General features: G+C 61.0%; 15 protein-coding genes. 5 read left to right on the top strand and 10 right to left on the bottom strand.

Annotated features, from left to right (window positions below; genetic code table 11):
- Window positions 1-6: 6 nt before the first annotated feature.
- A complete protein-coding gene (locus tag DMR_RS00695) occupies window positions 7-1,995 on the bottom strand; it encodes a sensor histidine kinase (protein WP_012749761.1) in 1,989 nt (662 codons plus the stop codon).
- Between the two features lie 3 nt (window positions 1,996-1,998).
- Window positions 1,999-3,108: an ABC transporter substrate-binding protein gene (locus DMR_RS00690; RefSeq protein ID WP_012749760.1), complete on the bottom strand. Its 1,110-nt coding sequence runs from the start codon at window positions 3,106-3,108 to the stop codon at window positions 1,999-2,001.
- Window positions 3,109-3,252: 144 nt separating this feature from the next.
- On the opposite strand from DMR_RS00690, the gene DMR_RS00685 reads away from it, so the two are divergent.
- Window positions 3,253-4,446 (top strand): class I SAM-dependent rRNA methyltransferase, encoded by a 1,194-nt coding sequence (locus DMR_RS00685; RefSeq protein WP_012749759.1) that lies wholly within the window; start codon window positions 3,253-3,255, stop codon window positions 4,444-4,446.
- A gap of 50 nt (window positions 4,447-4,496) precedes the next feature.
- On the opposite strand, the gene cgtA is transcribed toward DMR_RS00685, so the two are convergent.
- The 6 genes from cgtA to DMR_RS00655 all read right to left on the bottom strand — a co-directional run bounded on the left by cgtA (window position 4,497) and on the right by DMR_RS00655 (window position 10,331).
- The gene (gene cgtA / locus DMR_RS00680) at window positions 4,497-5,693 is read right to left on the bottom strand and encodes an Obg family GTPase CgtA (protein WP_012749758.1); all 1,197 of its coding nucleotides are present in this window, start codon (window positions 5,691-5,693) and stop codon (window positions 4,497-4,499) included.
- 158 nt (window positions 5,694-5,851) lie between these two features.
- On the bottom strand, window positions 5,852-6,505 hold the full coding sequence (locus tag DMR_RS00675; RefSeq protein WP_012749757.1) for a potassium channel family protein: 654 nt from the start codon (window positions 6,503-6,505) through the stop codon (window positions 5,852-5,854).
- A 47-nt stretch (window positions 6,506-6,552) separates the two neighbouring features.
- A complete protein-coding gene (locus DMR_RS00670) occupies window positions 6,553-7,926 on the bottom strand; it encodes a TrkH family potassium uptake protein (RefSeq protein WP_012749756.1) in 1,374 nt (457 codons plus the stop codon).
- A gap of 656 nt (window positions 7,927-8,582) precedes the next feature.
- Window positions 8,583-9,188, bottom strand: a complete 606-nt coding sequence (locus tag DMR_RS00665; RefSeq protein WP_012749754.1) for a hypothetical protein — start codon at window positions 9,186-9,188, stop codon at window positions 8,583-8,585.
- Between the two features lie 47 nt (window positions 9,189-9,235).
- Window positions 9,236-9,628, bottom strand: coding sequence for a hypothetical protein (locus DMR_RS00660; RefSeq protein ID WP_012749753.1), 393 nt, complete (start codon window positions 9,626-9,628; stop codon window positions 9,236-9,238).
- 418 nt (window positions 9,629-10,046) lie between these two features.
- Window positions 10,047-10,331, bottom strand: a complete 285-nt coding sequence (locus DMR_RS00655) for an RNA recognition motif domain-containing protein (RefSeq protein WP_012749752.1) — start codon at window positions 10,329-10,331, stop codon at window positions 10,047-10,049.
- Between the two features lie 565 nt (window positions 10,332-10,896).
- Between DMR_RS00655 and DMR_RS24170 the strand changes: the two genes are divergently transcribed.
- A complete protein-coding gene (locus tag DMR_RS24170) occupies window positions 10,897-11,142 on the top strand; it encodes a hypothetical protein (RefSeq protein ID WP_148208330.1) in 246 nt (81 codons plus the stop codon).
- A 14-nt stretch (window positions 11,143-11,156) separates the two neighbouring features.
- Complete coding sequence (locus tag DMR_RS00650) at window positions 11,157-12,905, top strand: HEAT repeat domain-containing protein (protein WP_148208329.1); 1,749 nt, start codon at window positions 11,157-11,159, stop codon at window positions 12,903-12,905.
- A gap of 329 nt (window positions 12,906-13,234) precedes the next feature.
- Here DMR_RS00650 and DMR_RS00645 read toward each other — a convergent pair whose 3' ends face one another.
- Together DMR_RS00645 and DMR_RS22250 are read right to left on the bottom strand one after the other, a co-directional pair.
- Window positions 13,235-13,660, bottom strand: a complete 426-nt coding sequence (locus tag DMR_RS00645) for a hypothetical protein (RefSeq protein ID WP_043599783.1) — start codon at window positions 13,658-13,660, stop codon at window positions 13,235-13,237.
- Between the two features lie 185 nt (window positions 13,661-13,845).
- Window positions 13,846-16,752 carry a PAS domain S-box protein gene (locus tag DMR_RS22250; RefSeq protein WP_052278934.1) on the bottom strand — a complete coding sequence of 969 codons (2,907 nt, stop codon included), beginning with the start codon at window positions 16,750-16,752 and terminating at the stop codon, window positions 13,846-13,848.
- 463 nt (window positions 16,753-17,215) lie between these two features.
- Here DMR_RS22250 and DMR_RS00635 point away from each other — a divergent pair, with 463 nt between their 5' ends.
- Both DMR_RS00635 and DMR_RS00630 read left to right on the top strand, forming a co-directional pair.
- Window positions 17,216-18,571, top strand: coding sequence for a transposase (locus DMR_RS00635; RefSeq protein WP_012749714.1), 1,356 nt, complete (start codon window positions 17,216-17,218; stop codon window positions 18,569-18,571).
- Between the two features lie 149 nt (window positions 18,572-18,720).
- Entirely contained in the window at window positions 18,721-19,056 is a 336-nt protein-coding gene (locus DMR_RS00630) for a hypothetical protein (RefSeq protein WP_012749749.1), read from the top strand.
- Window positions 19,057-19,738: the final 682 nt, after the last annotated feature.

Genomic DNA, 19,738 nt, shown 5'->3' with positions numbered 1-19,738 from the left:
CCGCCTCTACACCGGAAAGGTCAAGGTAAACGTCGCGCCGCCCTGATTCTCGGCCACAAGCATGCCCCGCAGTTGGCGGGTCAGGTTGGCCACGAGCTGCATCCCCAGGGTCTGGCAGGCTTCCACGGCAAACCCTTCGGGCAATCCTGGCCCGCCGTCCGCCACCATGACCCGAAAGCCCTCCGGCGTCCGGGACAGGCATACCCGCACCTCGCCCGCCTCGCCCGGGGCGTAGGCGTGCTTGATGGCGTTGGTGAGCAGTTCGTTGAGCAACAGCCCCAGCGGCGCGGCCTTCTCGATGGACAGGTGCGACGGCTCCAGACACAACAAGAAGCGTACCCCGTCCCGGCCGCCGATGGATGATTCCAGCTGATGCGTCAGCCGCGACACGTAGTCGGACAGTTCAATGCGGCCGAAGTCGCCGGTGCGGTACAGCCCCTCGTGGACCAGGGCCATGGAAGCCACCCTGGCCCGGCTCTCCAGAAGCACTTCCCGGGCCTCGGCATTGTTCGTGACCTCGGCTTGCAGGAAAAACAGGCTGGAAATGACCTGCAGGTTGTTTTTCACCCGGTGGTGCACTTCCCGCAGCAGCAGTTCCTTGTCTTCCAAGGATTGGCGCAGGGCCTCGCCGGCCCGGCAGCGGTCGGTGACGTCCTCGCCCACGCACAGGAAATATTCCGGCTCCCCTGCCTCGTCGCGCACCAGATTGACGGTCAGGGCGCAGCGAAGGGCCAGCCCGTCCGGCCGGATCACGGACGCTTCCCGGGCAAAGGTCGCCGCGCCGCCGGCCAGGGCCGTGGCCATGCCCGCCCGTAACGCTTCCCGGTCCTCGCCGTCGGCCAATCCGTCCAGGGAGCCGGCCAGCAGTTCCGCCCGGCCGCGCCCGGCCAGCCCGCACAGCCGGTCGTTGACCCGAAGCCAGGCCCCATCCGGCGCGGCATGGCCCATGCCCACCGCCGCCTGCTCGAAGGACGACCGGAAAAGCCGCTCGTTTTTGACCAGCGCCTTGGCCATCTCGTCAAAGGCCCCTTCAAAGACGGAAAGTTCGGCAAAAGGAGCCGATCCCTCGGTCTCGTCGACGCTTTTGGGCAGGCTGGCCGCGAACCGGGCCAGCGGCTCCTCCACCCGCTCCCGCAGCTCCTTGCGCAAAAGCCCGGACGTCAGCACGAACGCCCCGGCCATGAACACGAAAAGCAGTCCCGTGGGATACAGCGCCGGGGCCACCAGTTCCCAGACCGGCACGGCGAGCAGCACCTGCCAATCGCCGGGTTCCGCCTTACCGGCCGTGCCCAGCCACAACCGTCCGCCTTGGGCGTAGACCACCCGGTGTCGCCCGGCCTTGGCCGCCAGAAAAAGCGGCGTGTCGCCGATGTTGGCCTGTTCGGCCACCTGCCGCGATTCCGGGTGGACGATAAGGTTGCCGTAGGCGTCGCAGGCCATGACCCGGGCGTCCGGCATCCCGGCCATGGACGGCAGCTGCTGGGCCAACCCGCCCAAATCGAGTTCGCCGGCCAAGATGGTCCCCTTGGGGCCGCGCACGCCGATATAAACGCACAGCCGGCCGTCCACGGGCGAGGGCAGCGGCCGCGACAGCATGAGCCGCTCGCCGCGCAGCCGGTCGAACTGGAGCGGAAAATCCGCCCCGGCCTGGCCCGGCGGGGCGGTCTCGGCCACCATGCCGGCGGCGTCGATCCAGAGCAGCCGGCGCATGGTGGGCGAAAAAAGCAGCAACTCCCCAAGGGCCTCGCCGCTGGCCGCGCCCTGGGTGTCCGGCAAGCGCCGGGCAAACACCTCAAGGGAGCCGTACGCGTTGTCCAGGTAGGCCGAGACAAAGGCGGCCAGGGTCTTGGCCAAACGGACATTGTCGCGCTCCATGGCCCGCCATTGCAGGCCCGCCGTGGCCGTGGCCAGAAGCGCCAGCAAGGCCAGTCCCGGCGCGACCAGCCGCATAAGCAGGCTGCGGCCCACGACCCGGCTTAAGGGCGAAGTCCGCACGCCTCAGTCTCCCTCAAGGGCCGAAAACCGCCCATCCCGGATGGTGACCAGAAAGGTCTGGCGGTGCACGTCGCCGTAGGCGTCAAAGGCGAAGGAACTCATGAGGCCTTCCTGCTGGCCCAAGGCCAGCAGGGCTTCGGGCAGGCCCGCCGTGCGCCCGCCGGTGCGGCCCAGGGCGGTGGCCAGGACCTCCACCGCCTCATAGGCGTAAACGGCGGCGAAATTGGCCGGCCAGCCGAAGCGTTCCTGATAGCGGCGCATGAAGTCCTGGAACCGGGGCCGGGGATTGTCCTCGGTATAGCTGGCCGCGAACACGATGCCGTCCACGCTGCGCCCGCCCATGGTCAGGATTTCCCGGGTATAGGGCCAGGTGGGGCACAGGATGGGCAACCGCTTGCCGGCCGCGTCCATGGCCCGGGCCAGGGCGGCCACGTCCTTGGCCGAGGCGGCGGCCACCACGGCCCCAACGCCGTTTTTCGTCGCGGCGTCCACCAGGGCCGCCCAGTCGACGCCCTCCCGGGAGGAAAACATCCGGCGACAGGCCACATGGCCTCCGGCCTCGTCGTAGCCCTGGTCGAAGGCGTCCAGGAAGCTTTGGACATAGGAGAGGTTGTCGCTGTCGCCAACCAGGCAGACCGCGGGCCGTCCGGCTCCGGCGGCGTGGTGGGCCAAAGCCAACCCCCAGGCGACATTGGTGGGGATCACCCGGAAAAACAGGTCTTTTTTCCCCGAAAGTTCGGGGGTGGCCGTGGTCGGCGAGAGCATGACCAGGCCGGCGGCGGCGGCCTGGGGCAAGGCGGCCAGGGTCTGGGCGCTGGTCATGTGGCCCACGATGGCGGATACGCCGGCCTTGATGAGCTGGGCATCGGCCTCCACGGCGCTTTCCGGCGTGGCCCCGTCGTCGCAGGCCACAAGCTTAAGCGGCCGGCCGGCGATGCCGCCCCGGGCGTTGACGTCCTCCACGGCCAGGGTCGCGCCGTTGCGGCCCTGCACCCCGAGATCGGCCCGGCCGCCGGTGAGGGGGCCGCTGTAGCCGATGAGGATGGGTTCGTCCCGGCCGCAGCCCCAGGCCATCAGGGCGCAGCATAAGGTCAGCCAGGCGACAAGACGCATCGACAACCCCGCTCCGACCGCCAAGGGCCGGCAAAACCAAAAGGATAGTCATCTTTACGACAGCCGGCCCGCTGCCGCAATGGCCTTGTCGTTACGCCATCGCCACGCCTTGCCACGGCCGCCGCCCTCCCGTACCTTGAGGCCATGCAACGCAAGCCCCTTACCCTGCGCAACAACGAGGAACGCCGCCTGCGGGCCGGACACCTGTGGGTGTTCAGCAACGAGGTGGATACGAAAAAAACCCCGCTGACGGCCTTCGCCCCGGGCGAGGAAGCCCTGGTGACGGCCTCGCGCGGCCGCCCCCTGGGTGTGGCCACGGTCAACCCCGGCTCGCTCATCTGCGCCCGGCTCATCGACCGCGACCCCGAGGCCGTCCTTGACGCCGACTTTTTCCGCGCCCGGCTGCGCGAAGCCCTGGCCCTGCGCCAGCGGCTCTACCCCACGCCCCACTACCGGCTGCTTTTCTCCGAAGGCGACCATCTGCCCGGGCTGGTCCTGGACCGCTTCGGCGACGTGGTGGTCGGGCAGTGCAACACCGCCGGCATGGACGCGCGAAAAGCCCTGATCCTGGAGGCGCTGCTGGCCGAGCTGTCGCCCCGGGCCGTCATCTGGCGCAACGACAGCGCCTCGCGCGATCTCGAAGGCCTGCCCCGGACCGTGGAGGTCGCCTACGGCGACGCGCCGGACCACCTCGACGTCGAGGAGGACGGCGCGCGCTTTGCCGTTCCGGCCCTGGGCGGCCAGAAGACCGGCTGGTTCTACGACATGCGCGAGAACCGCTCCAAGCTGTGCCGGCTGGTGGCCGGCCGCACGGTGCTCGACCTTTTCGCCTATGCTGGAGCCTTTGGCGTGCGGGCCGCCCTGGCCGGAGCGGCCAAGGTGGTCTGCCTGGATTCGTCGGAAACGGCTTGCGCCATGGCCGCCGAGAACGCCGCCCGAAACGGCGTGGCCGACCGGGTGACGGTGGTGCGGGCCGACGCGGCCGATTATCTCGAAGCCGCCGCCGCCGAAGGCCGGACCTTCGACGTCGTCAGCCTGGACCCGCCGGCCCTGGTCAAACGCAAAAAAGACCTGGAAGCGGGACTCAAGGCCTACGAACGCTTCAACCGGCTGGCCATGGACGTGGTGGCCGACGGCGGCCTGCTCATGACCTGCTCCTGCTCCCAGCACGTGGACGCCTACGAGCTGCGCCGGGCCGCCCTGCGCGCCGCCGCCGGCCGCAACCTGCGGGCCCAGATCCTCGACCAGGGCCGCCAAGGCCCGGACCACCCCGGCCACCCGGCCATGGCCGAGACAGAGTACTTGAAGTCGTTTTTGCTGCGGCTGGTGCGGCCGTAGGGAGAGGGAGAAGAAGAGAAGAGGCCTCCGGCGGCCTTTATCGGAGACGGCTAGATCTCTTCAGGGCCGCCCGAGGCGTCGGGCCAGGCGTCTTCCTCGGCTTCCGGCGCTTCCGGGGCGGCGGCCTCCCACAGAGCCTCCACCACCGCCTCCACGCCTTCCCCGGTCAGGGCCGACATGAAAAAGAGCTTCTCGCCGGCCGCCTTGGCCGCGGCCTTGCGCTCGGCCAATTCCTCGGGGGTGAGCAAGTCGATCTTGTTGACCACCCGGATCTGCGGCCGCTCGGCCAGGGCCGGGTCGAACTTGCGCAGCTCCTCGTCCACCACGCCAAACGCCTCGAACACGCCCTCGGCCGAGGCGTCCTCGGCGGAAACCACGTGCAGCAGCACCCGGGTGCGCTCGACATGGCGCAAAAACCGGTGCCCCAGGCCCTGGCCCAGGTGCGCGCCTTCGATAAGCCCCGGGATGTCGGCCAAAACCAGCCGACGACAGGCATCGTCGTGCTCGATAACCCCGAGGTTGGGGGTCAGCGTGGTGAAGGGATAGGGCGCGATCTTCGGCCGGGCCCGGGACACGGCGGCGATAAACGTGGACTTGCCGGCGTTGGGCAGGCCGATGATGCCGACGTCGGCCAGGACCTTGAGCACGAGCTTGATGCGCCGCTCCTCGCCGGGTTCGCCGGGCTGGGCGAACCGGGGCGTGCGCATGGTGGAGGAGGCGAAGTGCAGGTTGCCCTTGCCGCCGCGTCCGCCCCGGCAGGCGATGAAAGTCTGGCCGGGCTCGGTCATGTCCACCAGGAACGTGGGCTCGTCGTCCGGGGCTTCCGACTCGATGGCCGGGGCTTCGTCCGCCTCGTCGTCCACGGCGATGTCCATGGCCTGTTCGGGAACCCAGGTCTGGACCGGCTCCTCGGGTTCGTCGTCAAAGGAATCCGGCGCAGGCAGGGGCGGCAGCTCGAAGAGCTGGGTGCCCACCGGCACGTCGATATAGAGGTCGTCGGCGGCCTTGCCGCATTTCTGCCGGCCCATGCCGCCCTGGCCGTTTTTGGCCTCGTAGATGCGCCTCAGCCGCAGGTCGTACAGGGTCAGCAGGTCCGGGTTGGCCCGAAACACCACGTCGCCGCCCTCGCCGCCGTCGCCGCCGTCCGGGCCGCCCCGGGGAATGAACTTCTCGCGGCGAAACGACACCGCGCCGCGACCGCCCTTGCCCGAGCGGACCACAATCCAGGCTTCGTCGACAAAACGCATGGGACCTCCAGGATGCCGGCGCGGTGTGCCGCCGGTCCGTGAATGGACCAACGTCGCGCCGCGATATGCCGTGCCGCCAGGGGGCGGCGTTTATTGCGGGGGGAGGCGGCCTTTAAACAATGCCGCGACCTTTGGCAAGCCGGCGCTCCGGCCGGCCTTCAGGGACGCAGCCGGGTCAGCCGGTCCTCGCGGCCGACGATGACGAGCTTGTCGCCCTGGCGCAGTTCCTCGTCGGCCCGGGGAATAAACGAATAATGGTCCTCGCCGACCCGTTTGCGGGCGATGACCTGGACCTGATGCTTGTTGGTGAGATCAAGCTGACGCAGGGTCCGGCCGGCCCAGTCGTCGATGCCGATCTCCTTGAGCGCCACGTCCTTGTCCATGGGCAGATACTCGATAAGCCCGGGACTGGCGAGCTGATGGGCCATGTTCTTGGCGGCAAAGCGCTCGGGAATAAACACGTTGTCCACGCCGATTTTGTGCAGCAGCTTTTCGTGGTCCGTGGAAATGGCCTTGACCCACACCTGGGGCACGCCGAGTTCCTTGAGGTAGAGCGAAATAAGGATGCTCGCCTCCATGGAATGGCCAACCGACACCACCACATGGGACATCTCGTCCACGTGGATCTGCTCCAGGGCTTTTTTATCCCGGGCGTCGAGCTGGTAGACCTGAGTAAAGACGTTCTGGGCGTTTTTGACCTTGTCCTCGTCGCCGTCGACGCCAAGCACCTCGCGCCCGAGCTCCACCAGGCACCGGCCCAGATGAAACCCGAACTTGCCCAGTCCGATGATGCAGATCCGTTCCTCGACCATGCGCTCCCTCCGCCCGGCCGGCGCACCGCGCCCGGCCGGAAAAACCGTTATCCGATCATCATGCCCTGTTCGGGCCACCGGTAGCGCCGGGGCTCCTCGAAGCCCTGGAGCACAGACAGGAAGAGAATCGGCCCCAGCCGGCCCACGAACATGAGCATGATGATGACCAGCTTGCCGGCCGGCGTCAGGCTGGTGGTGATGCCCGTGGTCAGGCCCACCGTGCCGAAGGCCGACACCACTTCGAAAAGGATTTCCAGAAACCGGCCGCCGGCTTCCACATGGGGCGCCACCGCGCCCTCGGTGAAGCACATGAGCAGCACCGAGGCCAGGACCAGCCCGAGGGCAAATATCGTGAGCGTCACGGCCCGGTCCACGGTATCGTCGTCCACGGCGTAACGCCCCACCACCGACTGTTTGCGGCCAAACATCTTGGCCCGGCCAAAGGCCACCAGCACCCGGAAGGTGGTGGTCTTGATGCCGCCGGCGCAGGAGCCCGGCGAACCGCCGATGAACATCAAAAGGATCATGATGACCAGGGAGGCGTCGGCCATGCGGCCGATGTCGATGGTGTTGAATCCGGCCGTGCGGCAGGTGACGGACTGGAACAGCGCGGCCATGGCCTTGTCGAGCAGCGACAACTCGCCGTAGCGGCCGCCCAGGAACTCGCCGCAGTAGATCATGGCCGCGCCGGCAAAGATCAGAAACGCCGACACGCCGAAGATGGTACGGGCCTGCCAGGACAGGGCCAGAGGTCGCCGGCCAGGGGCGGTCACCAGGATGACGAGCCGGTCCTTGACCACCCGGTAGCCTTCGATGAGCACGGCAAACCCCAGGCCGCCGCTGACGATGAGCCACATGATGACGCCGTTGACCCCGGGATTACCGGCATAAGCCACGAGATTGTCGGGCCTTAGCCCGAAGCCGGCGTTGCAAAAGGCCGAGACGGAATGGAACACGGCGGAAAAGGGCGCAAAGCCCACGGGATCGAAGGCGTAAAGGGAAAGCGCTCCCACGGCCTCGATAAAAACCGTGACCGCCGCCATGCGCACCAGGAAGCGGCCCAGGTGGAAGGAAGCGTCATGGAGCAGGCTTTGGCCCACGGCGATGTGGTCGGCCAGGGACACCCGGCGTCGCCAGAGATAAAAGATGAGCGTGGAAAAGGTCATAATGCCCAGGCCGCCAAGCTGAATAAGGGCCAGGATGACGGTCTGGCCGAAGCGGTTGTAGGCCGTGCCGGTGTCCACCACGGTCAGCCCGGTGACGCAGGCGGCGGAGGTGGCGGTAAAAAGCGCGTCGAGAAAGGAGACCGGCTCCCCGACGCAGCTTATGGGCTGGCACAATAGCCCGGCCCCGAGGAAAATGGCCGCAGCGAAGAAATGGATGGGCAGGGCCAGCGGGGTGTAGATCTTTTTCAGCCACATGGGCGTGTAGGTAGCCTATGCGCCGGGGATTCTCCAGGGGGTGGACAGGGGTCCGATAAAAAAGGGCCGCCGGGTCCCTGCCGAGCAGGGATCATTCTTCGGCGCAGGCGGCGGTTTCGGGGCAGTGGTTTTCACCTTGTCCAGTTTCTTCTTCTATCCCAATGCAAAAAGAAAGGCCCCGGCTGCACAAGCCGGGGCCAGTAAAGTTATGTTTCTTAAAAAGACTTATGGGTTGACGATTGCGCCTCGACTAGAAACGTAGAGCTCGTGTTTGCCACACATGGAGCTTGCCAGATTGCATTTTTTTACTGGCCTTCAAGTGCTCTACTGCGAGGAAGACTCTCCGACAATTGATTCACCCAATGGCATCGCCTCCGTTAGGGTTGCTGACAACCTTCACTAGGGACACGACTAACATATAGGCCCGGGACCAACCGCTGTCTAGTGCTTTTTTGGAGGAAGATTCGAAATACTCATGGCGCATTCCTGTCGGCGGAGAAAAGTGCAGGAAGTTCAAGGGGAAATTTGTGCTTCTTTCCCGGCGATGGCCCAGGCAGGGGAAAACGGCCTTTTCCGGCATCAGAGGCGGCCGTAGCGGCCGGTGGCTGGTCGCGCCGAGCCGGAGTTCAAACGACTAGCGCAGCTGCCTGCGGCCGCTATACCACAAACACGATCTCGAAAAGCAGCCAGCCCAGGGCGCAAAGTTCCAAAAACGCGTAGGACAGCAGGTTGGCCCTGAACATGGCGGACTGCAGCCGCGCCCTGTCCGCATCGCGCAGCATTCTGGCCGCCGCCAGATACTCCAGCCACCAAGACATGAAAAAGGTCGGCACCAGCAGCCACATCATGGCCGCCGGCACCATCCAATAGAGATTGTGGTCCGCCTCGTACGGGATCAGCCAAGGAGCCTGCCAGGTGACGGCCAGCAGCTTCTTGGCCGGCGTGTCGATGCCGTAGGCGCGATCACCGCCGGTCACGCCCTCCAGGACGGTCAGGATGGCCCAGGTCAAGGGCACCCCGACAACGGTGGTCAGGAGGTTCGCCCAGGCCGAGACCTTGAAGGCCACCCGCCGCGTCAGGCCCAGGCCCTTGGCCAGGACCTGCATCTCCAAGAACATCACGGGAACCAGAGCCAGGGCCATGCCGGGCAAGGTCAGAAAGATCATGGGCACGCCCGCGTTCGCCTGGGCCGGGCCGGGAAAGCACAAAACCCAGGCCGCGACCCACAGGAACACGCGCAGGCGTTTCATAATGGGCTTCATGGCAGATTCCCCGTGGGCGCTACGAAAGCAACAGGGCCGGGCAACGGCTATTCGCCCAGATCCAGGTAGGTCTCCGAGGATTTGAGGAACTGCTGGATCGCCTTGTACATCTCGCTCGCCTTGCGGGCAGCCGCCACCGCCTGCCCGGGGTCGGCGCCCCTGGCGTTTACGGTATAGAAGGAGACGGCGGGCTGAGAGAACTGAATGGCGATGACCAAGGGAATCGGCCCGTTGGCGTCTTTTATCATGGCGGCCACCTTGGCCTCGTCGGCGTCGGCCAGGGGATTGAGCAAGGTGATGGTCGGCTGCTGGTTGGCGTTGACCGTGTTCTTGCCATAGCGAATCCACTTGCCGGGCATCTCGGCGGCCTGGGCGCTCATCGCCGACAGACACAACACCAGCGCCAATGCGGTGGCCCGAATTGCGGTGAAGATGGTCATGGGCGGCTCTCGGAGGATTGGGGTTGTGGGGCGGTTAGGTACGACGGGAGAAGTATTGGGATACGTTTTGGGATAAATCGCGGGGAAAAGCTAGATGGGGATGGTGGGGCGGTGGGGGGATGCCTGCCAACGGTCATGTAGGCGTGCCATCAAGCTAAATTCTTCCAATGTGTAAGCGGCTTGGGCTGGATCGCGCCACGATCTTTCGCAAGCTCAAGCGATCGAGCGGCGAATAGCGCGTTTTCCCCAGTGACCAGACGGCGCGACCACCGGCCCGGTTTTACCCCGCGGCCTTCGTTGCCGCGACTTCCGGCGCGCGGCCTATCCGCCCCCCCTCTCCCACGCCACGCAAAAAGGGCCAGGAACATGTTCCTGGCCCTTGGTCATTGTCGAGAGGCGTAAGTGGAGTCCTCGGGGACTACCAGCGGCTGCCGCCGCGGTTGCCGCCGCCGGAGCGGGGCTTGTCCTCGGCTTCGTTGACCTTCAGATTGCGGCCGCCGAAGTCCTGGCCATCCATGCCGGCGATGGCCGCACGGGCGCCTTCGTCGTCCATCTCGACGAAACCGAAACCGCGCAGACGGCCGGTTTCACGATCGGTGATGAGATTGACGCTGATGACTTCGCCGTAGTTGGAGAACTGGGTGCGGATGTCGTCTTCGGTGGAATTGAAAGACAAGTTGCCGACATAGAGTTTCTTGGACATGGGTTGCTCCTGTTTTTAGCATTTCTTTTCGCATCGAGTGGAGCTGTACATCAGAACGCCCAAGATCCAAAAAATCCATGCTCGTTGAAATAGACTGAACTCAGAACAGATACGCCTTTCACAGCACATGTAAAGAGATTGGCCTGAAAATAATTTTATAATTGGCATTATTTTAGTGTTCCATGCCCTTGCCGGGGTCGTTTCATGGCGTTGCATAAACTGACTTTCGGCCATAAAGAGTAAAGTAGCGCGGCGTGTTACGTTGTATTTTGCGAATCGATGAAGGGTGACGACAATATTTTGGCCGGGCCGCGACAGGGGGGAGCGGCATGGGCAGGAGGCCGACCGCCGGACAGGCAGCGAACCGGCGGCAGGCAAGGCTAGGCAAGGGGGTGGTCCCATTGCAAGCCCCTGTATGAGCTGGTCGGGGTGTAAGCCTCCCTTAAAATAGGACAGTCTGCTAAGCAGCGTCACTACCGAAATGATTATGACACGACAGGCCATCACGTATCTGATACTCTGGAAACAGAGCCGAGCGCCGTCCTCATCCCATGGAGACCCAAAGGTGGCGAAAGAAAAAGAGCGCGTAAGCCTGGTTCTGGCCCTGCCCCCGTCCGTGATACTTTGCTTTTTCATCGCGGGCAGGGAGAGTCATGCCGCCCCTTCCCTGGGCGTGGCGGCGGTTGTCTCCGCGCTCGTCTTTTTCGCGCTGTACGCCGCGCTCAACGTGCGAAAAAACCCACTCCCAATTGGATGGGCGTTTATTTTCTTGTTCTGGCTGGAGTTTTCATCCTGTCCTTTTTCCCCGTAGCGGTCATTTTCGCCTTGATGCTGTTGGTGGTCCCGGGACTGCTCATCCTTTCGGCCGGAAGCGTCCTGTTCTACTCCCTCCTTCTCTCTCCCCTGCTGCTGCCCTGCAGGACGAAAACGGGATGCCTGGCCCTTACGCTCTTCACGCTTGTTTTTTTCTTCAGCGCCATCCTTTCCCCGTCCCTGATCGGACGCAGTCAACTCGCCAGCCTGACAGTGAATGACGTGAGCCCAGATCTCGACGCGTTGAAGGAGGGGAGGATACGATCCATCGCCTTGGGAACGACCGACAACCGCATTCTCGCGGGCGGTCCGAACCTGCCTGCGGTCCGCTGCGACCAGACCTGCCAACAGCTCCTTTTCAATAAGGAAGTGGACGTGGTGGTCATGGAGCATCTCAAAATCAATTCCCTGGCGCCGACTCCCGACAAATCCACCACGTACCGCATAGAACGTCGGTCGGAATGTCCGAACCTCTATCCGCAACGCTACGCGTCGCCTTTGGCCGAAAGCGTCGCGATGCGCATCGCGGCGGGCGAGTGCCTTGTCGCCGAGGAAGGCGAAGACCGAGAAGTCGTGGACGCGCGGGTAAGCGTCCTGGAGATTGGGCATTTGACCGGACCCTTTGTCGAAGCCCGGGGAAACCGGGCAAACTCTTTTTTCAGCGATGCCCGGACAATCAAGATATGCGCCGTCACCCGGGGGGATGATGCGTCTCGCCCCCTGGTCCGAAGGATTGAGGCCCTTGGCGAGGTCCCAAGCATGCCGTTGACGGTCGGCAATACAAAAATACACGGGCTGGGCTTAGGGCGCGGCTTGGTCACCGTGAACGAAACCGGCATGCGCGACATTCTCAAAAAGGATTTGGGATTCACGCTTGCCCCAGTCCCGGACAGTCTCGACAAGGTTGAGCTGGCCAAAAGCGTCCTGGCGGCTACCCAGGGAAACGACAAGCAGATCACAATCGAGCAAATCCGGCTCATCGAAGACGCGGCAAAGAAAATGGGGAAACAAGGTCCCACCAGGGAAAATGTGGAGCTGGCCCGCCGCCTCATCCGCGACCCCAGGATCGCTTCCAGTTCCGCCCTAAAGGATATTTTCTGCCCCAACGCCTACGCCCTGCACGATCTGCTTCCTGATATCCTTGACCGATTGGCCAGGGCCGATCCCGCCAGGGATCGCGACATCCTGTTCGCCCTCAATTATGTGATCCGCCATCTGATGCCCTTGGACCTGCTCAAGGAACACAAGGAACGCATCCTGGAAATCGTTGGAAACGCGCTTGGTCCGGCGCCTCCCCAATCGGGCAAGGATGGGCCGCCCGTGGCCGTGCATCACAATCCCGCCGACTGGGCGAGCAGAGCGTGGGCAGTGGACGGCCTCATCTCCAGGCTCGGCGACATGGGGTCGGAGGCGTTGCCATTGCTCAGGGAATTCGTGCGGCATAAACAATCCGAGGAGGTGGTGCGCTGGGCTGCGGTCTCCCTGTGCCGCATGGGACCGCCCCTTGCGGTTGCGGCGATCCCGGACCTGGAACAGGCCTTTGTGGACCTCCGTGAATCGGGGAAATCAGATCAAAACGAGGCCGTGGCCAAGGCCCTTATCCGCCTCGGCGATAAAGAAGGCCTGCGCCGACTCGTGGAGCAAACCATTACTTTTAAGAAAAACTTTGATAATACGCTCGAACTGGAAGCGGGCTTTTCGGCTTCGGAATGTTGGCCAGTATTCCATTTCATGCGTTGCCAAATAGAACCGCCGGATTAACCCAAAGGAACAAACCCAACCACGCCCAGTGACAGGGTAATCCTCCCCGAACTGCCCAGACTTTTTCCTCCGGATGCAGCCGAAAAGTCCAAAAGCAGGGGCGACCTCTTGAAAAAATTCAAGCGACCGTGGAATGGTTTCTCGGTCTAACAGGTGGGCTGGGAAATGGTTCTGCCCTGGTACATACCCGCCAAACCCTAGTGTTGACGGCGTTGGCGCTTAGGCAAAGAAAAGGGGTTACCGAGTTCACGGCAACCCCTTTAAATTATTATTTGTAAAGTCGGAGGCAATCGAACCCACAGGAGCAACGGTCGAGTCTCTTGGAGGGCTTACTTTTGTCTTTTGGCTATCCCAATAGCAACAACACTGTCAGATGGCTTGGCATGGCGATATACACCCTCAAGCTTATCTTTGCCAACAATTCGCCAATCGACAAATCCATCTGCATCAACAGAGTACATGAATTTTCCATCAGAAGAGATCATCCCGATGATTTTTTCAGACCCGCGTTGAGACGTATACGTCCCTTTAACAAAACGATCATCCTGACTGATGATTTCAAGCTGTCCGTTCAGAATTTTTTGACCAGGAGTCCAGTGCGTAATGCTTGACTCTTTATCCGAATTCAGCATCACGCCTCCTTTCGTCTCTACATCCCATTTTCCAACCAACGAAGGGATTTTGCCCTCGGCCAATGCAAACGACGAAGAGAGCAGCAAAGAAAGCACTGTAGCAACAAGAGCGGTACACTTCATGTCTCGACCTCCAGGCGTTACATGTTTCGACTATAAATGAAAGAAAGCATCTCAACGGGCCAGGGTAAAAAGCCCAGCCCCTGTGACTCACTCCGGCTGTCGTTCCGCTAGACCCTGTGTCACCGCTCGCTCATGGAGAAAACGCCTCGCGCCCAAATCTCCGCATCAATTGGTCTGCCGATGCATCATTGGACCTTTTCCTTCATGCGAAGAACCCGCTCGACAACCTCAACTAGCGCTTCTTTATCCACGGGCTTTGCAATGTAATCATCCATCCCAGACGCAAGAAACTTTTCCTTGTCGCCAGACATTGCGTATGCGGTCATCGCGACGATTGGGATGCTCGACTTCACTCCAAGTATGCTTGAGCCTCTGATTGCCTTTGTCGCTTCGACGCCGTCCATGACAGGCATCTGGACATCCATAAGGATCAGATCGAAATCCTGTTCAGTCAGTAACTGCAGCGCTTTCTGCCCATCATTGGCGGCAGCGACAGAGTAGCCGGACTTCTCAAGCATCCGCTTGCAGGTAAGTGAGCTTAGCGCATCATCCTCAGCAAGGAGTATGCGCCTGGGAACTCGTCCAGGGGGTGATGCTCCATATGCGATAAGCTCCTCTGTTTTCTGCGAAGTCGCAGGAAGCTTGAACGGCAGGGAGAGATAAAACGTCGACCCTTCACCAGGGGTACTATCAATCGATATATCACCATCCAGGAGCTTCACCAGCCGACGAACGATGGAAAGTCCCAGGCCAGCCCCTTGAAAACGCCGAGTATATGAGCCCTCAGCCTGAACAAATGGCTCAAAAATGTCCTTGAGGTGCTCCTCGGAAATCCCAATCCCCGTGTCGCCGACTGTTACCAACACACGGACCGAAGAGTCGCTTGCTCTTGGCAACAAACAAGCATCGATTCGTATTGTTCCTTTTTCAGTAAACTTTATTGCGTTTCCAACAAGGTTAAAAAGGATCTGTCGAAGCCGAACTTCGTCTCCAATCAATCGCAGAGGCAGGTTGTCATTCCATCGGAATTCCAAAAGGAGTCCTTTCCCGCGTGCCTCCATGTCAAACAGTTCGCTTATGGAGTCCCGCACCATCTTAATGTCGAATTCTGCCTCAACAATCTGCATCCTGCCTGCTTCGATCCTTGAAACATCAAGAATATCAGAAAGAAGACGGGTCAGTCTATTTGTAGACCGGATCGCTCCCAACAGGTACTCTTTCTGTTCGTCATTCGGATCAGTAGTCTTAAGCAATTGAAGCATTCCGAGAATGCCGTTGAGCGGGGTACGTATTTCATGGCTCATATTGGCAAGAAATACTGACTTTGCCTTGTTGGCTGACTCCGCTTCTTCTTTGCTTTGCCTGAGAGCCTCCTCGGCCTGTTTGCGCTGGCCGATGTCCAGGGAGATCTGCACGCGCACCGTCTTGCCGTCGAACCAAGGCAGGAGGCGGTCGTGGTTAAGTTGCCATCTGCCTGAAATGGGGTTGCGATCCTCCCACACGCTGACGCCAGCCTCCCCTTCCGTATTCACGCTCATCCGTTCGAGGTGGCAGTTCTCGCAGACGCAGGACTTGCCACGGAAAACGTCATGGCAGACTCCACCGACGCCATCCCTGCCCAAGGCCTCCTTCAGCGCCCGATTCATAAACAAGACTTCCCGGGTGGAGACATCCACCACGTTTACCAGGGCTGGGATTCCGTCCAAGACCGCGGCGAGGGTCCTGTTTGCTTCCGCCAGCTTGCGCTCGGCCTCTTTACGGGACGTGAGGTCCGATACGATCCCCAGCGCATGCGGAACGCCGTGCAGTTCCAGCATGACGGCACGAACCTCGACCGGATAGATTGTGCCGTCCTTGCGTCTGTGGTGTGACTCAAACGTCATGCCGGTTGCGGACTGCATAACCGCCTGGACAACAGCAGCGCCTTCCATACTTGAACTCGCGTCGACATCCGGGATACTCATTGCCAGGAGTTCTTCTCGCGCGTAGCCGGTCTGCCGTTCCGCAGCGGCGTTGACCTCCACGAACCGCCCACTCTTATCTGCAAGGTAGATGGCGGCGGCCGCGTTCTCTACGACGGCGCGCAGGCGCTCCCGGCTTTCCCCAAGGTCTTCCAACGCCTGTTGCCGCGCGGTGACGTCCTGGACGATGGAAAACAGCAGCTCCTTTTCCCCACTCTCCACGGGGGTGGAAATTACCTCAACGGTCTTGACGTCCCCGTTCTTGAGTTTGTGAGGAAATATGAACTGCTGTTTGTATCCGGACAAGGCCAGGGTGCGCACGGAGGCGAGCTCTTCCGGAGCGAGCATGTTGATCTGACTGATGTTCATGCCCTTGAGTTCTTCCAGGCTGTACCCGTAGAATCCAACCGCGCCGGCACTGGCATCCATGATTTGTCCGGAGAACGGTTCAATGAGAAGGAACGGAGCCTTGTTTCCGTGAAACAATGATCGGAACCGTTTCTCGCTACGCGACAATTCAGCTTGCAGCGCTTCCATGTAGGCCATCATGATTGCCACTGCGGCAAGAAGTCCGAGTACCGCGCCGATGAGGAATCCCCACGGGGCAAACCAAGCCATCGGACGCAGGAAAGGATAGTCGAAGTGGTGAAGGCCCCACAGGATCATCGCGCATCCGGCAATACGCCCGCCGATGCTCTCGCCGCGCGACTTTCGAATGAGGACCAAGCCGTTATAAATCTGGCTCGATCCGAAGAAAAAATAGTTAGGGATAAAGAACCACGGCTGGGGGACGGCGAATACCACTGCCGCGACGGGCCACAGCACGGCCCCTCCCACTGCGGCGAAGAACCATCTCCTTGGCGACTTGCCGACGTAGTAGAGCGACCCCAGAAGTAGAAGGGACCCCGTGCAGGCCACCAGCATCTGTTCCATGATGGCCAGGAAGACGATGGGGCCGTAGGTCGTGTTGACAAGGATGGTCACATTGCGCAACGCGTGAGATAGCCACGCGATGCCCCATAGCATCAGCGAGGCACTGCGATATTTGGCATAGAGGAAACAATACAGGAATCCGACCATTGAAAAACAGACGGCTCCGGCGAAAAGCGCGACGGTAAGCCAGTTATTCATACATGCAACCATTCATATATGAAGCAAATCCTGAAAGTGTAAATCTGGCCCACCGAAATATCTGGCCAAGCAGAAGGAACCTAGTTTGGCATACAGTGCTGTCCGGCTAAAGGTCAAATATATATTCCAAACCTCCGGGGGAAATCCCCCCAGAGACTACGCGATTTGCTGCATTCCATAGACATCTGGAATGCGAAGGACTATGATTCATGGGATAAAATATTCACAATTCTTGCTGCTTTTACCCCTCTCCTTGCATGGTTTCCAGACGCATGACGCCTGGCCCGGTCGGTTCAGGACGCAATCCAATGCAAAGCCGTGAAGGCCGTCGCGCACAGCTTTTCCGCCGCCAACATCCATCGGGCTGAACTGTGAAGATTTAAATTTACTCCGCCTAACAGCGTGTTGAAAAACTCCGCCAAGTGACCGAGAATCCAGCCATCGCGGTTCCGGAGGTGATCTGATGGGGCTTGGCCGTCAGGGTGATCAGCAGGGGACGATGTATCTGGCCTGGGATGAGATTCCTCGGTCTCGTGGGCACGCTTTTTACGATCGTCTCCAGCAGACTCTCCGGAAAGCCGCCTTCGATGGTTTCGCCGAGAAGCTGTGCAAGCCCTTCTATTCCGACAAGGGGCGTCCCTCCATTCCGCCTGGCCGGTATTTTCGGATGCACCTCGTGGGGTATTTCGAGGGCATCGACAGCGAGCGCGGCATTGAGTGGCGCTGCGCCGATTCGCTTTCCCTCCGGGATTTTCTCCAGCTTTCGCCCAAGGAGTCTGTGCCGGATCATTCCTCGCTCAGTCGGACACGGTCCCGTCTGCCGCTGGCGACCCACCAAGAGGTTTTCACCTGGGTTCTCAAGGTGCTCAGCAAGGATGGCTTGGTCCTTGGAGGCCGCATTGGCGTGGACGCTTCGACCATGGAGGCCAACGCGGCGCTCAAAACCATCGTGCGCCGGGACACGGGTGAGAGCTACCGCAAGATGCTCCTGCGCATGGCTAAGGAGAGCGGCATCGACTCTCCGACGGATGAGGATCTGGCTCGCATGGACCGCAAGCGCGTCGGCAAGACGCTTTCGAACAAGGACTGGCAGTCGCAGGTCGATCCCGAGGCGAAGATCGCCAAGATGAAGGATGGCCGAACGCATCTGGCGTACAAGCCGGAGCACGCGGTGGACCTGGACACCGGCGCGGTCGTGGCGGTCGAGGTGCATGAAGCGGACAAGGGGGACACTTCGACTCTGCAAAAGACGCTGAAAGCCGCTCAAGAAAGTTTGCGACGGGTCACTTCCACACCGCCATGCCCGGACGATCCTGCGGAACTGGTCGCGGACAAGGGCTATTTCTCCCGGGATGTCCTCAAAGACCTGGACGGAGGGCCATGGCGGACGAGAATCGCCGAACCCAAGCGCAACGGCCTGAACTCCTGGCGTGGCGATCATGAGGCGCGGCGCGCCGTGTACAACAACCGAATCCGGATATCGTCGATGGTCGGGAAGGCCATGGGAAAACAGCGGACGGAACTGGTCGAAAGAAGCTTCGAGCATACGCTGGACCGGTCTGGCGGTATGCGCCGGGTCTGGCTCCGGGGACGGGAGAACATCCAGAAACGGTATCTGCTCCATGTGGCCGGTTTCAATCTCGGCCTGCTGATGCGGGTCAAGACCGGCCATGGCACCCCCAGGGGCTGGGCCAGTGCCTGGCTTGCGCTCATTTGGCCCAATCAGCATCCCTCAATGGCCTATTTGGCCATCGTCATGGTGGTCGAAGGACGATGCTGTGGAATCATGCCCATCGCCGTCATCTGCGGGGGAGAATAGCCGGAAACAGCTTTTTGCAACGGCCTGCTAAAATCTCCCCAAAACGATCACAATTATTTTTCAGCAACATATTTCACCATTTTTTAGCTTGACGCTTTTCAAACAAGCGATACTATCACCAGAAATAAATATCGTTTGGAGGTCATGACATGCCTATCGCCAAAGGCCAAAAGATCGAAGCAAAATACGACGGGGAAAAACTTTACGGCCTTATCAAGGCTGGCAGCAATGAAGCCCAAATCATGGCCGAGCTTGGCATTCAGTCGAAACCGACTTTGAAGAATCATCTGCTCAAGCTCATGAATGAAAAAAAGGAATACTTGGAAATTGCTGGCTCTTCGACCAGGACCAGAAGCAGCTCCCCGGTTTATCGCGGCAGGAAGATCGTGCTGACCGCTAACATGCTTGCTGGAATCGAGTTCGAGGAAGGGCAGAAATTTCGGATCGAGAAGAACGACGCCGGATTGATGCTGATCCCCGTGTAGCTCGCGTCTGACTCATAAGACGAAGGAGAGGCCCAGCGCGGCTGTTGGGCTAGATTTCAGAGCTGGCGACCGCCCAGATCGTTCGCACTGGAGTAGCCCGGCCTGCTGACGCTGCTTGTCGTCTGATTTTTCACAGCCCACGCATCGAAAATGTCCGAAAGTCCATCCTGCCCGGTCATCGGGAATCGCTTCAGCCCACCCAATGCAAAAAGAAAGGCCCCGACTACACAAGCCGGGGCCAGTAATATTACGTTGCTTAGAAAGACTTATGGGTTGACGATTGCGCCTCGTCTATGAACGTAGAGCTAGTGTTTGCCACACATGCAGCTTGCCAGATTTCATTTTTTACTGGCCTTCAAGTGCTCTACTGCGAGGAAAACTCTCCGACAATTGATTCACCCAATGGCATCGCCTCCGCTAGGGTTGCTCACAACCTTCACAAAGGACACGCTTAAGATATAGGGCCGGGCTGCAACTCTGTCTAGTGCTTTTTTCGAGGGCGATTAGAAATAACTGCAGTGAATTCAGGCAGTCGAGAAAAAGGTCAGTAAGTTCGCCGAGATTTTTGTGCGCATTTCCTGCCGATGTCCCAAGCCCAAGTGAAATCGGACATTCAGCCTAGGAAGCCCACCCTGGAGCGGGGGAGGGACCGGGGGACAAAGGGGCCAGGACCAGGGGAACG

It is taken from the genome of Solidesulfovibrio magneticus RS-1 (genome assembly GCF_000010665.1).
Taxonomy (GTDB): Bacteria; Desulfobacterota; Desulfovibrionia; order Desulfovibrionales; family Desulfovibrionaceae; genus Solidesulfovibrio; species Solidesulfovibrio magneticus.
Note: the sequence above shows the minus strand (reverse complement) of the source record. Positions and strands in the feature narration are given on the sequence as shown.